The following is an 11,852-nucleotide window of genomic DNA, read 5'->3' as shown; positions in this document are numbered from 1 at the left end:
TTTTTCCTTCAATATTGCAATGGCGTATTTCACTTCACTCATTCTCTTACCCCTTATGCCGCTGTCAGGCTAAATGCCGCGGCGAAAATAGTTAGGTAGCAGGCAACAAAAAACCGCCCGTAGGCGGCTTAAAGGTTTTAATCAGATCAGTCATCGTAACCGGCAACCTGACGCAGCGTCCGCTTAGGCGAATCGCCCGGACGGCGGGGGTCGTTATTTTGATTGCTGGTTCGGATGGATGCAACAACCTGCAGGGTTAAGCGTAGCGTTTCTGCTTTTTCAATCGAAAGAGGGCTAAGCTCACCATTGTCGATCATGTTGCTGATATCTTTCAGCATGTCCTCCGCATAACTGAGGTAATCGTCTTCTTCGATGACTTTCTGGTGGAAAACCTCACTCAGGTCCGAAAGATTTTCTTTCAGTGAATCTACCTCGGAATTCAGGCGTGTATTTTCCTCATACAGCTCTTCATACGCCGCCTGGTTTTGTCCCGCCTGATCAGCCAGTTCCTTCAGCTGGTTTACGCTATCGATAGCCTGTTGTGCTAATTGAGTTGTGTCAGCCATAGTTGATTCCTTTTCGGTGAAATTACTAAATTGATTTCTACTGGCCCATAGCAATTAAAATCATTTACCGTCAGTAGGTTATGTTCTTGCCTTACATAGCCACATTACGCTTTAGCAAAGAAATTTGAAAGCTAAATACTGTTTATATGTACAGTATATTTGTGTCATAAATTTGGCTTAGTGCCATCGTTGGCTTTGCTGCGCTCTTCCAGAAAACGTATCCGGCTGCGACTGGCTCGCTGGCGAACGGATTCGTATGAGCGGTTGAGCTGTCGGGCTATAAGTTTGGGTGGGATGGTTGCTGCGAGTTCTTTCAGAAGACCTATCTCATCGGGTGACCAGCGGCGGCCAAGAGTTAACTGATTGCCGCGACGCCGGTATTCAGGTGATTCCATGTTGTCTCCTGTTATTTGCTGAGTGCCTCTTCAATTTCTGCCTTACGGAGAAGGTAAACATTGGTCGCCTTTTCGAGCGTTTCAGCCTCGCTTGCCAGCATGCGTGCTGCGTACTTGTAGAAGCGATCGAGGCTTGAAACGGAATCGGCATTGGCAGACGCTTCGGTGAAATCGGCAAGCAGCTCATCCGGCGTGCGCGCTGCCGCACTGGTATTCGTCGCCGGGTTAATTTCTCGCTCTGGCTGCTGCGTTTCAGGCTTGCTGTTAATCAGGTTGTTCAGGTCAGCACGGCTGCGTGCTGGTGTCACATCACGTTCTGAGCGCTGCGCCGGCTCAAACTCGTCCGGCGTGTAAACGCCGAGAATCACGTCAGGGCAGTACAGGCGCGCCCAGTACTTAACAGCCAGGTATGCCAGCTGCTGTTTGGGAGCTGTCTTCCAGAGTGGGGAATTGCGCGTGGTGACGTATTCCATATAAAGCGGCTCACCCCACGTGATTTCCGTTTCACCTTTCAGCACTGCGCCGACACGAACGGACAGGCCGCGCTCATTCGATGCATTGGCTGCGCCCGGCTTGAACTTCTCCCAGTCGCCGCCGTATTCGTACTTGAAGCGACCCTGTACGGCTGTAGAGCTGGTAATTACCGCGTTAACCAGCTGAGCCTCATAACCCAGCGTTCCGTTTACCAGATGAGTTTTCTGTGCCACAGCGTAAGGATTCATGCCCCACTGAGCGGCCTGTAATGCGATCGCCAGACAGTCAGCGGGCTTTCCGGACAGGTGAGCAGGAACAGTTGCCTTGCCCTGTGCCATGACTTCCGCAAAAGCCTGCAGCTTCTGCAATCCGCTCGGGCTGAAGATGGCCGCTTTGGTATCGGCCTCATTGACCGGCGCGGTGATGATTTCGTTACTCATGCGTAATCCTTTCTCTTGGCCCAGTCCGGGCGTGTAATTTCTTCGATGCCGCCCCAGTTACCGGACAGCATACATTCGTGATAGGTATCAAGGTTGCGGCGGAACAGGTCGTAGCCCACGGAAACATCGTCCTCCTGCAACTGGAAGGTGCGCACCGGGTATCGGCCGCAGTCGATCGCCTCGCTGACTGCGATGAAAACGAAAAGTGGATATTCACCGAAGTGTTTACTGAATCCTTCTCGGTAATAAGCGTCCTGAACGTGATATCGGAACTCTTCAACGTGCCGGGCGAAGCGCGACATATCAGCTACTTTCTTCACGTCGACAATAACGGGCTGGCCCGACAGGAACTTGTCCGGACGGATACGGCAAAGTTCGCCTGTCTGATCGTCATTCCAGTAGATTGACGCTTCCTGATGACCTTCAGCTTCAAGCAGCCAGCGTGCCGCCGGATGGGCGAGGGCGCTGGCACGCATCAGTTGCAGTTTCCGGCCCTGCTCGGCATCCATGACCGTCATTCCAGTGCTTTCGCAGTCTTTAAGGAACCGCTGCTCATCGGCCTTGCCTTCATTGGTTCGCCGGTTGAATGCCGGAGCAATGATGAACCGCTTATCGAACTCTTCAGGCTCCAGCAGGAGGCAGTGCAGCGCCGTTCCCATGTCCAGCGCCGCCTTCCTCTCATCGTCTTCCGGCGCTTCTTTGCGCCACTGGAAGATGGCCGGGTTGATAGCAATGTCGTCCAGCTGCGATTTGCTGATGCCAGCACCGCGGTGATAATCCTCGTTGCTGATGTCGTAATAGATGCCCGGCTGCATTACGCCGCCTCCTGATTTCCATGCTTGTTGCGGTAAATCCCGATCGCCACGTCACGACGCGCAGCCTTAATCATTGCATCACGTAAAAACGCCTCAGCCGCTTCGTGCTGCTCGTCGTCTTCGTCGAACATCTCTATGGCTGGGTAGTCGTAATGCCGCGTCAGGAAGGCGCACAGGGCAGGCATTAACGGGTTTGTCTTGTGCTGGTTCATTCGTGCATCAACTTCAGCTGCGATGAACTCAAGTTCGCTCTCCGGCAGGTTATCGGCGATATCCTGCACCTCATGCCGGGCTGTTCTGTTCAGTCTCATTGCAAAGCCCTCCGCAGTAACTGCATCGCCATCGCCCACTTGGCACGGTCACCAAACAGATGGGCTTCTCTTGAAAGCTCCTGGGCTTTCATGAAGTAGCGTGATTTCATAGTGGGTTACCTTTTTCACAGAGTGTTTTGGCAATGCGGATAAGCAGGTCAATGAGTGGGTTGCGCTTTGGTTCGTTATTTAGCTGGCAGACGCCCACGATGGCGCCGCCCGCGATTGCAAGATTCATCGTGGGATTCCTAAGTTATTGATTAAAGTATTGTTATATGCTGCCGATAACTGGGGGGATTAAATACATGGAGTGAATAAATGAGCTTTTACTTATATAACGTTGTTGGTTTTTTTATCTTTCTGTTTATTGCATTGTTTGCATGGGGTAAATTTAAATCAGAAGATAAAAACAAAAAATTAATGGTTTTATTTTGGGGCGTACTTACTGTTTGGCCTGGTTACCTTGCATACTATTGTGCAAAAAGTGTATGGCAAGGTGATTTGTATGTGGATGAAACAAAGGTTTTTATAAAGCATGAGCTTACTGATGATCGGGACCCGATTATAAGCCTTGGCGCAATAAGAGTTGCTCATGAATCTTTTGGTTATGAGTTAAAAAATATTGCTGTGGAAAATATCTGGAGCGGAAAAACAAATTTTAAAGGCAACTCACTTCCATATAATGCTTATAAAGTTGATACGAAATGGAAGAACAGAAGCGAAGGCGAAAATAAGGAACTTTGCTTTCTCTTCGCTTATGCCAACGATGTCGAAAATGGTTATAGACGCCTAATCAGGGTTGAAGATGACTGTAAAGATAAAGACAACTGGTTAAGCATCGTTAAAAAAGATGCTGAGTAGTCGACATGGGGGCGAAAGCCCCTTTTTCATCTCATCTCTCCTGTTCAGTGGTTACTGGCCCAATGCCTTGGCAATGGCTGCACGCGCCTGAATTAGTTCTCGATTGCCATTAGCCATCTCTTCACCAAAGGCATTATCTAGCGCTGCAAATAATGCCTTTTCTGCATCCTGAAGCGCCTCAAGCAGCTCAGGCGCTGCGGCTATCAAATCCCTATTTCTATGGTTGAATTGGTGATGCTTTCCGCCAACAATGAAATCTACATTGCATAGAACATCGCTTTCCCAGAACCACGGCCCGGGCGTCCCCTTAAACTCACTCATCTTCAACCTCCTGCTATAAACCCCATCCCCATCAACACGCCAGTCACCAACCAAATGAATATGTAATTGCCAGTGCTTATCATGGAGCCTCCAATAAAAAAGGCTGCGGGTTAGGCAGCCTCAGTGGTTGGTAGTCCGATCATCTTGTTAAGGTCTTCAACCTTAAGCGCAGGTAACGAGGCTCTGACGCTATCGACGTTTTCAGGTATCAGCTCTTGGCTTTCCGGCCAGACTTCAACCAGGCGCTTGATGGTCGAAACAGAATTAAGCGCGGCCCATACTGTCTTTTCGATTTCCTCTTTGCGTTTTTCTGCCTTCGCCTCAGCAGCAAAGATTTCATCAAACCGCTTTGTGATTTCATGGTCAGCCGCAAACAGACATTGATCGCGATTCGGCGTAACCAAATAAATATCTTCACCTTTATCATCAACGCCATAACTTACCCAACCAAGACGGCGCCCGCCGATTGCGATGTTGATAGTTCCACTGCGCCCGGAAGAAACGTAGGTGCTCGCACCGAGCTCCTGAATTTTCTTCTCGATATTTGTCATCTTGGCAAACAGAGAGTCAATTTCCTGGGCTTTCTTCTCGCCACCAAATGCGTGGATTCGCGCAGCCCGAGCAGCCTCATTGCGCTGCGTTTGAAGTGCTGCCAGCTCAGCTGTAACGCCTGACTTAGCAAGTGCGTTTTTGGCAATCTGCTCACGGATGACGGTAGTTAAGCGTACTGATGACATATTAAATCCCTCACTTAATGATGTGTGTTACGTCCTTCCGGACGGTGCGGTATCCCGCGTTGAATATTGCAATCTCCGGCAGACATACCGATGTGCTCTCATGCCTGTCACGCAGAGAAGGGGAGATGCAGGCCTTCTCTACTCTCTGGTGCAGGCAATAAAAAACCCGCCGGAGCGGGTTGTTGTTATTTGTTAGGCTTTAGCCTCTCCATGCTACTGACTAGCGCCATTAATCGGGACTTAACCGTTGGCACATCCAGTCCGTTCTGCACATCAAGGCTAAGGCCTGAGATATCTTGTGACCAGGCGGCTACTGCATCCCTGAATTGCCTTGCGATGCTTGCCTGCCTGATTCGACTGCTTTCCAGCTCACTGACACGCTGCTTTGCTTCGAGCTGAAGCTTTCCTTTGCCAACACCGAGCGCTTCTATCGCGACCTCTTTCATCTCCGCTTTAATCAGTGGATGAAAGTTATCAGCGCCGAGGAAAATCACATCATCCAGAGTTTTGAACAGCAGTAAACAATCAGTATTTTGTTTGCTTCTGCTGTCAACGCACTGCACTTCAACTGCTGGAGTGAAACCGAACTGCTTAACCCGCATTGCTGTGTAAGTCATCGTGCTTTTCAATTTTGCCCCTCCCTGTAATTGTCTGTTTATTAATCGGCAGAAGTTGGCAAAACTATCGTGCGGTAATGCTTTCTGACTTGCGATATCCGGCGTGATAGATGGCAACATCAGGAAGGCAAATTGATCCTTCGATGTCTCCACCGAGATACTTCGATGCGCCGGCCAGAATCTGTTTGTGATATTCGGTTTCTGTCTCGACAGCCTTAACCACGCGGTCAACTGGTTTACGATTTAACGTGAGGATAGGGCGGCAATCAGGTTTTGCTTTCACGCCTACCAACAGGGGGTTGGCTAGCTTCCACGCTGATTGTTTCTCTGCGCGAGCTGCACGGCGTTTCTCTTGTGCATTCATGGTCATTCTCCTGTCAGTTAGCTTTGGCGGTGAGGTGCTGCGATGCTGATCTCCGCAGTTGCGCTTTTTCACGCTGCAATTCACACCACCCCAAAGCTTGCTGCTTTGAATGTTTGCGCTTTTTCAGCGCCTGATTTTAATGAGCCCGGGAATCAGTTCCGTTTCCCTTTACTGCCTCAGCGTCTTGCTGATGGGATTTATAATCACAGATTGTGTTTATGTAGTCAACACGTAATGTGATTAATATTGAACACATATCGTGTTGTTATTGAATTTGAAGGGAATATATTTTTTGAAGGCAATAAAAAACCCGCCGAAGCGGGTTTGTGAGGTTTTCGCGGGGGTAGCTAGACGAGATTCATCATGGTCTGCACGGCCACACCGATGATCCGGCAGTTGCCATCAATGGGGATAAGTGGATAGGCCGGGTTAAGTCCCTTAAGGTATTTCTGCCCACCATCAATGATCAGCTTTTTGAAGGTCGCTTCATTGGCATCAACAAGCTTTGCTATAACAAGGCTGCCATTCTTAGGCTCTCTACCTGTGTCAAAAAGAACGAGCGTACCTTCCGGGATACTCATTCCAGCCGCGGCAGTCATGGAGTCCCCATGCACGCGAAGCCAGAATCCATCACCCTCTACGCGTGCCTCTGATTCGTACCACTCAGAAACCTGCTGCAAATTGTAAGGCTCTAATGCCTCTTTCCATGCTCCTGCGCTTACCCAGCTTATCAATGGATATTTCTCCCCTGGCTGATATGGTCCTTCATAATAATCTCCGAACAGCAGCTCAGCCGGAGTTACACCCAAAGCCTTTGCGATCACCTCCGCATCATCAACGCTAACACTTCTCACCCGAGCTTCATAGTTGCCTATCCGAGACTGGGAAGCCCATCCGCATAGCTCCGCCAGAGCCTTCTGAGATAGACCCCTAGCTTCACGTAAGCGCTTAATTCGCGCGGCAATATCTTCATCTCTTTTCATGCGCATATTTCTATCACATTCCGTGTTAAAAGGCTTTTCACGATTTGTGTTGAAAATGAATCACGAATTGTGTTTAATAGGTGAGGAGTGACCCATTAAGGACAAACCATGAACAACATTGCCAACGAACGGAAAAAGCTTGGCATCACTCAATCAGTGCTCGCCAGCGTTTGTGGCTGGAATCAGTCCCGACTAGCTAACTACGAGACGGGAATCAGAGCACCAGATTTAGAGTCATGCCGTCGCCTGGTGAAGGCGTTAAATAAGTTAGGTAGCAAGACCACTCTTGATGGTCTGTTCCCGCCAAGAAAGACAGCAGCTTAAGCAATACCCGCTCTTAAACATCTCCGCCCTGAAGAAGGGCAGTAATCAAAAAATATGATTCGCACGTGACTGCCACATGGCCGTCGCGCATTTACTTATTCAACAAAGGAATTCTACGAAATGGATCACGCAAACAAACGCAACGAGGCGCTGAAAATCGAAAGCGCCTTACTCAACAAGATCTCTCTGATTGGCACTGAGAAAACAGCCGCTGCTGTTGGTGTCGATAAGGCGCAGATAAGCCGCTGGAAACGCGACTGGCTCCCTAAGTTCTCAATGCTGCTTGCAGTGCTGGAATGGGGCGTCGTGGATGACGAGATGGCTCATTTAGCCCGGCAGGTGGCGAGCATTCTCACCAAAGAAAAAGCGCCGAATGCGGGAACATTCAGCGCCTGATACTTCTAACAACTGATAGGAATAATACCATGATCCTGACTTTGAGCAAAGCAGCGTTACTGAGTGCAATGATTTTCCAGGCCAAAAAAGATGTTCGGTATTACCTTAACGGCATCTGCTTCGCGCCAGATAAAAAGCTCTACTCCACCGATGGTCACCGCGCATTTATTGGCGAGCACGATAACGCCGACCTCACTGAAAACGTCATCATTGCTATCAAAGGAGCAAAGGTCACCAACTTTGAGAAGGCGGAGATCGACACTGATAGCGGATTAGTGACTTACCTTGATGAGCATGGTACTCGCGTTGGTGCTGGTATATGCGAAGTGATTGATGGTCGATTCCCAGACATTCAGCGTGTCATCTCTACGTTCAAAAGCACCCCAACCGATGAGATCGGATTTAACGCCGGTTACCTGGCTGACATTGAGAAGGCGGCAAAGCTCTATAACCCAAAATTCTGCGGCATCAAAATTAAGCCAAATGGCAACACTGCGGCTTCCATCGTTGAGTTCAACAGCGCATTCGGTAACGGAACGCTGGTGATCATGCCAATGCGGCTGTAGGGGGCAGGCATGCAAAAGCAATCCTATCGCCATACCGGATCACATAAAAACATTGCCCGTGTCGAATTCTGCAAAGCGTTCAATCCGAAGGTGGCTGAGAAGTTGAGGCAGATGCTGGAAGAACACAAGGCGAAGGAGAAAGGGCAATGAGCAACGTATCAAGTTTAGCCAGAGCAAGAGAGGCCAGAGCGCCTCAGCAAACGCCGAAAGAGGTCGGTAAGGGGTTTACCTTGCTGCACAGAAAAATACAGGAGACAGAGTTCTACAGAAAGGATTCTCAGGCTGTTCATCTGTGGGTTCACCTGATTATGTCAGCTAACTACACAGAGACTGCCGTGAAGACGGAATACGGAGTTATCCAGCTGCAGCGTGGTCAGTTCATCACAGGCCGGAACACACTGGCAATGGATACCGGAATCGCACCAAACCGCATTCAGTACCTGCTGAAAAAGTTCAAAAAGCTGGGCATGATCGAGACAGCTTCGCCGGGAAAATTCACCGTAATTACCATCTCAAAATACGCTGAATATCAGGGCGAAATTGTCCCAGAAGATTCCCAGAAGATTACCAGACCAAAGGCAAATGTGGCGCGGCTTCCAGAGGTGATTGTCCCAGAAGATTCCCAGAAGATTCCCACAGCTAACAATATAACTAATAAATCATTATCTAACGATAATGATATGTCATCTGACGATGACGAATCACCTCGCAAAAAAGCGTCTTCAGTTCCCTATCAGGCTGTGCTTGACGCATACAACGAAGCAGCAGGCAGCAGGTTACCCAATGCTGAAAAGCTCAACCCAAAACGCCGGACCGCAATCAAGCGACTGCTTGGCGAGCTGAAAGAGCCCACCGTTGAAGCTGCGAGCAATTACTTTCACGCCTTCATGAACACCGCGAACCCGTTTTACTTTGGCGATAACAGCCGGGGATGGCGGGCGTCGTTCGATTACCTGTTGAGCAGCGACACACTGACCAAGACCAGGGAGGGAAGCCTGTGAGTGAATCAATCCTGATGGCACCCCACAGTTCTGACGCAGAGCAGGCAGTAATCGGCGGACTGATGCTGGACGGCGGCGATGACCGCACACAGAAGGTCATGGCGATGCTGAAGCCGGAGAGTTTCTTCAACGCTTCACACGCGATAATCTTCAGCACCATCCGCGACCTGCTGACCCGCAACAAGCCAATCGACCCGCTCACGCTGGCTGATGAGCTGGACGCCGGCGGCAAACAGTACGGCGGCTTTGCTTACCTCGCTGAAATGACCAAGAACACCCCATCGGTTGCCAACCTGGTTGCTTACGCCTCCGTGGTGCGCGACAAGGCGATGGAGCGTTACGCCATCAGCAAGCTGAACGAAGCCACGGAACTGCTCTACAGCCGCAACAGCATGACGGCCGTCGAGAAACTTGAGTCGATCACCATGCTCACCACGCAAATCAGCGACTACGCCAAAACCGGCAAGCGCCGCGGATTGCGTTCTTTCGGTGATGTGATGGATGACTGGGTGACTGACCTCGAAAAACGCTTCGATCCGCAGGGTGAGCAGCGTGGCATGAGCACCGGCATTTCCTCGCTAGACCGGATGCTGGCGCCGAAAGGACTGGTTAAGGGCTCGCTGTTCGTCATCGGCGCACGTCCGAAGATGGGTAAAACCACGCTCTACAGCCAGATGGCAATCAACTGCGCCATTCGTGAGCAGAAGCCCGCTCTGATGTTCAGCCTGGAGATGCCCGCTGACCAGATTCTGGAAAAGCTGGTAGGGCAGAAGTCCGGCATCAACCCGAGCATTTTCTACATGCCGGCCACTGATGACGCTGACGATGAGTATCAGGGCGACTATGACGCTGATTTCACCCGAGCCACCGAAACGGCCAACAGGATGCGTGAGCAGGAGCTGCTGTTTATCGACGACACCCCAGGGATGTCACTGGCTCATATTGTCGCTGAGGCCCGTAAGGTTAAGCGCCAGAAGGGCTGCGTCGGAATGATTCTTGTCGATTACCTGACCCTGATGACTGCCGAGAAAGCAGACCGAAACGACCTGGCTTACGGGATGATCACCAAAGGACTCAAGAACCTCGCCAAAGAGCTGGACTGCGTTGTCGTGCTGCTTACTCAGCTGAACCGTGAGCTGGAGAAACGCGTTAACAAACGACCGTTACCGAGCGACTCACGCGACACAGGGCAGATTGAGCAGGACTGTGATTACTGGGTAGGCATTCACCGCGAAGGCGCTTTCGATGAGAACGTGCCGGCCGGTGAAACAGAGCTGCTTCTGCGACTGAACCGCCACGGGCCAACCGGTACGGTTTTCTGTCTTCAGCATAACGGCGCAATTCATGATATGGACCAGGCCGCGGCGCGCACCGAGCGCGATTCACGCCAGCAGCCGGGAAAAGGGCAGAAACGGGGAGGCTTTTGATGGAAATACATAAAGTTTTAATTGCAACAATTGGCGTGATAGTGGGCTTCCCCGCTTTTGTTGGAATCATGTCGTTCATCACCTGGCAAAACGGCTTCAAAATGCTGGGCCTGCCCTACATCACCCGAATGATTCTTGTACTGGTAGTGGTGGTATGGGTAATGGCTCTTATTCCTGGAGGTCACCAATGAACAAGCTAACCGCTGAGAAATGCAGAGAGCAGTTTGAAGAATGGTTCGCTGAATATGCGGGGCAGACTGTTGAGTGGGTTAAGAACAAAAGAGTGAACGATACCCACTACAAAACCGGACCAGAGATTAACGGGTACTGGTTCGCATGGCAGGCATCACGCGAAGCCATTGAGATTGTAATGCCACCCTCAGTTATCACTACCGAAATCGGGCCTGCCATCTCGCATGAAAAGATGAACGCCAGATTGGCTGTTAACGGAATCAAGGTGAAATCATGAACAACGTAATCCCCTTAAAACGCTCTGAGCACGTCATATCAGACGCTGAACTGGACATTCTGGCTTTAGACCTTGCACGCATGGCGAGGAAGTACGGTGATTTACAGTCACTGCCGGCCATGATTCGCAAAACCCTTAGCGACGCATTAAAGCGAGACAGGCATGGGCCGGATTTAATCAGCACTCCTGACTATGTAATCGAAGAGAAATTCAGAGAGAAGTTCAGCCTCAAAGAGAGCATCAGTGAACTTCAGGAGCAAATAAACAGGAATGGTGGGTATAACTTCGAGGCCTTGAGAGAGGAGCAAGACGATGGAGAAGGCAACGTTCCTGCTTAGGAGCGACAACATCAGACAGAACTGCATCAGCGCCATCCAGCAACTTCCAGCCAGTCCCGACAAACCTCTGCAGGTAACCATCCAGGAAGATACCAGAAGCCTTGCGCAAAACCGCATGCTTTGGGCCTGCCTGCATGACGTATCGAGCCAGGTGGTGTGGTACGGGAAGAAACTCGACTCAGAGAGCTGGAAGCATATTTTCAGCGCCAGCCTGAAAGGACAGGAGACGGTACCGGGTATCAATGGCGGCTTTGTGGTACTGGGCCAGTCAACAAGCAAAATGCGCGTCAGTGAGATGCGAGATTTAATCACCTTAATCCATGCCTTCGGCGCCGAGCAGAACGTCAGGTTTAGCGACGAGTCAGCGCGTGCGGCTGAGTGGGCTAACCGCTTCGGAAAATAACATGACCCCCTTTACTGATATTGGCGCAGCTATCGAAGAGGCTG

General features: G+C 50.5%; 22 protein-coding genes. 11 read left to right on the top strand and 11 right to left on the bottom strand.

Annotated features, from left to right (window positions below; translation table 11 throughout):
- Positions 1–146: 146 nt before the first annotated feature.
- The 6 genes from ABIB18_RS23375 to ABIB18_RS23350 all read right to left on the bottom strand — a co-directional run bounded on the left by ABIB18_RS23375 (position 147) and on the right by ABIB18_RS23350 (position 3,239).
- Positions 147–566 carry a hypothetical protein gene (locus ABIB18_RS23375; protein WP_312055812.1) on the bottom strand — a complete coding sequence of 140 codons (420 nt, stop codon included), beginning with the start codon at positions 564–566 and terminating at the stop codon, positions 147–149.
- Positions 567–730: 164 nt separating this feature from the next.
- On the bottom strand, positions 731–961 hold the full coding sequence (locus ABIB18_RS23370) for a hypothetical protein (RefSeq protein WP_312055813.1): 231 nt from the start codon (positions 959–961) through the stop codon (positions 731–733).
- An 11-nt stretch (positions 962–972) separates the two neighbouring features.
- Entirely contained in the window at positions 973–1,875 is a 903-nt protein-coding gene (locus ABIB18_RS23365; RefSeq protein ID WP_312055814.1) for a RecT family recombinase, read from the bottom strand.
- Positions 1,872–2,690 (bottom strand): PD-(D/E)XK nuclease-like domain-containing protein, encoded by an 819-nt coding sequence (locus ABIB18_RS23360; protein ID WP_354475973.1) that lies wholly within the window; start codon positions 2,688–2,690, stop codon positions 1,872–1,874. The genes ABIB18_RS23365 and ABIB18_RS23360 overlap by 4 nt, the downstream gene beginning before the upstream one ends.
- Complete coding sequence (locus tag ABIB18_RS23355) at positions 2,690–3,001, bottom strand: hypothetical protein (RefSeq protein WP_312055816.1); 312 nt, start codon at positions 2,999–3,001, stop codon at positions 2,690–2,692. The genes ABIB18_RS23360 and ABIB18_RS23355 overlap by 1 nt, the downstream gene beginning before the upstream one ends.
- A 106-nt stretch (positions 3,002–3,107) precedes the next feature.
- Positions 3,108–3,239, bottom strand: a complete 132-nt coding sequence (locus ABIB18_RS23350; protein WP_256377449.1) for a hypothetical protein — start codon at positions 3,237–3,239, stop codon at positions 3,108–3,110.
- A gap of 80 nt (positions 3,240–3,319) precedes the next feature.
- On the opposite strand from ABIB18_RS23350, the gene ABIB18_RS23345 reads away from it, so the two are divergent.
- Positions 3,320–3,862, top strand: coding sequence for a hypothetical protein (locus ABIB18_RS23345; RefSeq protein ID WP_159223502.1), 543 nt, complete (start codon positions 3,320–3,322; stop codon positions 3,860–3,862).
- A 51-nt stretch (positions 3,863–3,913) separates the two neighbouring features.
- On the opposite strand, the gene ABIB18_RS23340 is transcribed toward ABIB18_RS23345, so the two are convergent.
- The 5 genes from ABIB18_RS23340 to ABIB18_RS23320 all read right to left on the bottom strand — a co-directional run bounded on the left by ABIB18_RS23340 (position 3,914) and on the right by ABIB18_RS23320 (position 6,890).
- Positions 3,914–4,183 carry an XkdD/Y8K6 family phage-associated protein gene (locus ABIB18_RS23340; RefSeq protein WP_312055817.1) on the bottom strand — a complete coding sequence of 90 codons (270 nt, stop codon included), beginning with the start codon at positions 4,181–4,183 and terminating at the stop codon, positions 3,914–3,916.
- A 110-nt stretch (positions 4,184–4,293) separates the two neighbouring features.
- A complete protein-coding gene (locus tag ABIB18_RS23335; protein ID WP_354475970.1) occupies positions 4,294–4,920 on the bottom strand; it encodes an Nmad5 family putative nucleotide modification protein in 627 nt (208 codons plus the stop codon).
- Between the two features lie 185 nt (positions 4,921–5,105).
- Entirely contained in the window at positions 5,106–5,549 is a 444-nt protein-coding gene (locus ABIB18_RS23330) for a hypothetical protein (RefSeq protein WP_354475968.1), read from the bottom strand.
- Positions 5,550–5,601: 52 nt separating this feature from the next.
- Complete coding sequence (locus tag ABIB18_RS23325; RefSeq protein WP_354475966.1) at positions 5,602–5,901, bottom strand: transcriptional antitermination N peptide; 300 nt, start codon at positions 5,899–5,901, stop codon at positions 5,602–5,604.
- Between the two features lie 347 nt (positions 5,902–6,248).
- A complete protein-coding gene (locus ABIB18_RS23320) occupies positions 6,249–6,890 on the bottom strand; it encodes a LexA family protein (protein ID WP_354475964.1) in 642 nt (213 codons plus the stop codon).
- A 102-nt stretch (positions 6,891–6,992) separates the two neighbouring features.
- Here ABIB18_RS23320 and ABIB18_RS23315 point away from each other — a divergent pair, with 102 nt between their 5' ends.
- From ABIB18_RS23315 to ABIB18_RS23270, 10 genes are all read left to right on the top strand, one after another.
- Positions 6,993–7,208 (top strand): helix-turn-helix domain-containing protein, encoded by a 216-nt coding sequence (locus ABIB18_RS23315; RefSeq protein WP_163637952.1) that lies wholly within the window; start codon positions 6,993–6,995, stop codon positions 7,206–7,208.
- A 120-nt stretch (positions 7,209–7,328) separates the two neighbouring features.
- Positions 7,329–7,604: a CII family transcriptional regulator gene (locus tag ABIB18_RS23310; RefSeq protein WP_354475961.1), complete on the top strand. Its 276-nt coding sequence runs from the start codon at positions 7,329–7,331 to the stop codon at positions 7,602–7,604.
- Between the two features lie 29 nt (positions 7,605–7,633).
- Positions 7,634–8,170 (top strand): beta clamp domain-containing protein, encoded by a 537-nt coding sequence (locus ABIB18_RS23305; RefSeq protein ID WP_354475959.1) that lies wholly within the window; start codon positions 7,634–7,636, stop codon positions 8,168–8,170.
- Positions 8,171–8,179: 9 nt separating this feature from the next.
- Positions 8,180–8,320 (top strand): hypothetical protein, encoded by a 141-nt coding sequence (locus tag ABIB18_RS23300; protein ID WP_354475957.1) that lies wholly within the window; start codon positions 8,180–8,182, stop codon positions 8,318–8,320.
- Positions 8,317–9,171 (top strand): DNA replication protein, encoded by an 855-nt coding sequence (locus ABIB18_RS23295; protein ID WP_354475955.1) that lies wholly within the window; start codon positions 8,317–8,319, stop codon positions 9,169–9,171. Before ABIB18_RS23300 ends, ABIB18_RS23295 begins: the two co-directional genes overlap by 4 nt.
- Entirely contained in the window at positions 9,168–10,598 is a 1,431-nt protein-coding gene (locus ABIB18_RS23290) for a DnaB-like helicase C-terminal domain-containing protein (protein ID WP_354475953.1), read from the top strand. The genes ABIB18_RS23295 and ABIB18_RS23290 overlap by 4 nt, the downstream gene beginning before the upstream one ends.
- Positions 10,598–10,789, top strand: a complete 192-nt coding sequence (locus ABIB18_RS23285) for a hypothetical protein (protein WP_354475951.1) — start codon at positions 10,598–10,600, stop codon at positions 10,787–10,789. Before ABIB18_RS23290 ends, ABIB18_RS23285 begins: the two co-directional genes overlap by 1 nt.
- Positions 10,786–11,067 carry a phiTE_015 family protein gene (locus ABIB18_RS23280; protein ID WP_354475949.1) on the top strand — a complete coding sequence of 94 codons (282 nt, stop codon included), beginning with the start codon at positions 10,786–10,788 and terminating at the stop codon, positions 11,065–11,067. Before ABIB18_RS23285 ends, ABIB18_RS23280 begins: the two co-directional genes overlap by 4 nt.
- A complete protein-coding gene (locus ABIB18_RS23275; RefSeq protein WP_354475947.1) occupies positions 11,064–11,405 on the top strand; it encodes a hypothetical protein in 342 nt (113 codons plus the stop codon). The genes ABIB18_RS23280 and ABIB18_RS23275 overlap by 4 nt, the downstream gene beginning before the upstream one ends.
- Positions 11,380–11,808, top strand: coding sequence for a recombination protein NinB (locus ABIB18_RS23270; protein WP_354475945.1), 429 nt, complete (start codon positions 11,380–11,382; stop codon positions 11,806–11,808). The genes ABIB18_RS23275 and ABIB18_RS23270 overlap by 26 nt, the downstream gene beginning before the upstream one ends.
- Positions 11,809–11,852: the final 44 nt, after the last annotated feature.

Origin of the sequence: Pantoea sp. UYEF8 (genome assembly GCF_040546285.1) — a bacterium.
GTDB lineage: Bacteria > Pseudomonadota > Gammaproteobacteria > Enterobacterales > Enterobacteriaceae > Pantoea > Pantoea brenneri.
This window is presented reverse-complemented; position numbering and strand designations above follow the sequence as displayed.

What these genes read in the sequence shown, in the direction of transcription:
- ABIB18_RS23375 (WP_312055812.1), bottom strand. Translation starts at nt 566, where the DNA reads ATGGCTGACACAACTCAATTAGCACAACAGGCTATCGATAGCGTAAAC.
- ABIB18_RS23370 (WP_312055813.1), bottom strand. Translation starts at nt 961, where the DNA reads ATGGAATCACCTGAATACCGGCGTCGCGGCAATCAGTTAACTCTTGGC.
- ABIB18_RS23365 (WP_312055814.1), bottom strand. Translation starts at nt 1,875, where the DNA reads ATGAGTAACGAAATCATCACCGCGCCGGTCAATGAGGCCGATACCAAA.
- ABIB18_RS23360 (WP_354475973.1), bottom strand. Translation starts at nt 2,690, where the DNA reads ATGCAGCCGGGCATCTATTACGACATCAGCAACGAGGATTATCACCGC.
- ABIB18_RS23355 (WP_312055816.1), bottom strand. Translation starts at nt 3,001, where the DNA reads ATGAGACTGAACAGAACAGCCCGGCATGAGGTGCAGGATATCGCCGAT.
- ABIB18_RS23350 (WP_256377449.1), bottom strand. Translation starts at nt 3,239, where the DNA reads ATGAATCTTGCAATCGCGGGCGGCGCCATCGTGGGCGTCTGCCAGCTA.
- ABIB18_RS23345 (WP_159223502.1), top strand. Translation starts at nt 3,320, where the DNA reads ATGAGCTTTTACTTATATAACGTTGTTGGTTTTTTTATCTTTCTGTTT.
- ABIB18_RS23340 (WP_312055817.1), bottom strand. Translation starts at nt 4,183, where the DNA reads ATGAGTGAGTTTAAGGGGACGCCCGGGCCGTGGTTCTGGGAAAGCGAT.
- ABIB18_RS23335 (WP_354475970.1), bottom strand. Translation starts at nt 4,920, where the DNA reads ATGTCATCAGTACGCTTAACTACCGTCATCCGTGAGCAGATTGCCAAA.
- ABIB18_RS23325 (WP_354475966.1), bottom strand. Translation starts at nt 5,901, where the DNA reads ATGAATGCACAAGAGAAACGCCGTGCAGCTCGCGCAGAGAAACAATCA.
- ABIB18_RS23320 (WP_354475964.1), bottom strand. Translation starts at nt 6,890, where the DNA reads ATGCGCATGAAAAGAGATGAAGATATTGCCGCGCGAATTAAGCGCTTA.
- ABIB18_RS23315 (WP_163637952.1), top strand. Translation starts at nt 6,993, where the DNA reads ATGAACAACATTGCCAACGAACGGAAAAAGCTTGGCATCACTCAATCA.
- ABIB18_RS23310 (WP_354475961.1), top strand. Translation starts at nt 7,329, where the DNA reads ATGGATCACGCAAACAAACGCAACGAGGCGCTGAAAATCGAAAGCGCC.
- ABIB18_RS23305 (WP_354475959.1), top strand. Translation starts at nt 7,634, where the DNA reads ATGATCCTGACTTTGAGCAAAGCAGCGTTACTGAGTGCAATGATTTTC.
- ABIB18_RS23300 (WP_354475957.1), top strand. Translation starts at nt 8,180, where the DNA reads ATGCAAAAGCAATCCTATCGCCATACCGGATCACATAAAAACATTGCC.
- ABIB18_RS23295 (WP_354475955.1), top strand. Translation starts at nt 8,317, where the DNA reads ATGAGCAACGTATCAAGTTTAGCCAGAGCAAGAGAGGCCAGAGCGCCT.
- ABIB18_RS23285 (WP_354475951.1), top strand. Translation starts at nt 10,598, where the DNA reads ATGGAAATACATAAAGTTTTAATTGCAACAATTGGCGTGATAGTGGGC.
- ABIB18_RS23280 (WP_354475949.1), top strand. Translation starts at nt 10,786, where the DNA reads ATGAACAAGCTAACCGCTGAGAAATGCAGAGAGCAGTTTGAAGAATGG.
- ABIB18_RS23275 (WP_354475947.1), top strand. Translation starts at nt 11,064, where the DNA reads ATGAACAACGTAATCCCCTTAAAACGCTCTGAGCACGTCATATCAGAC.
- ABIB18_RS23270 (WP_354475945.1), top strand. Translation starts at nt 11,380, where the DNA reads ATGGAGAAGGCAACGTTCCTGCTTAGGAGCGACAACATCAGACAGAAC.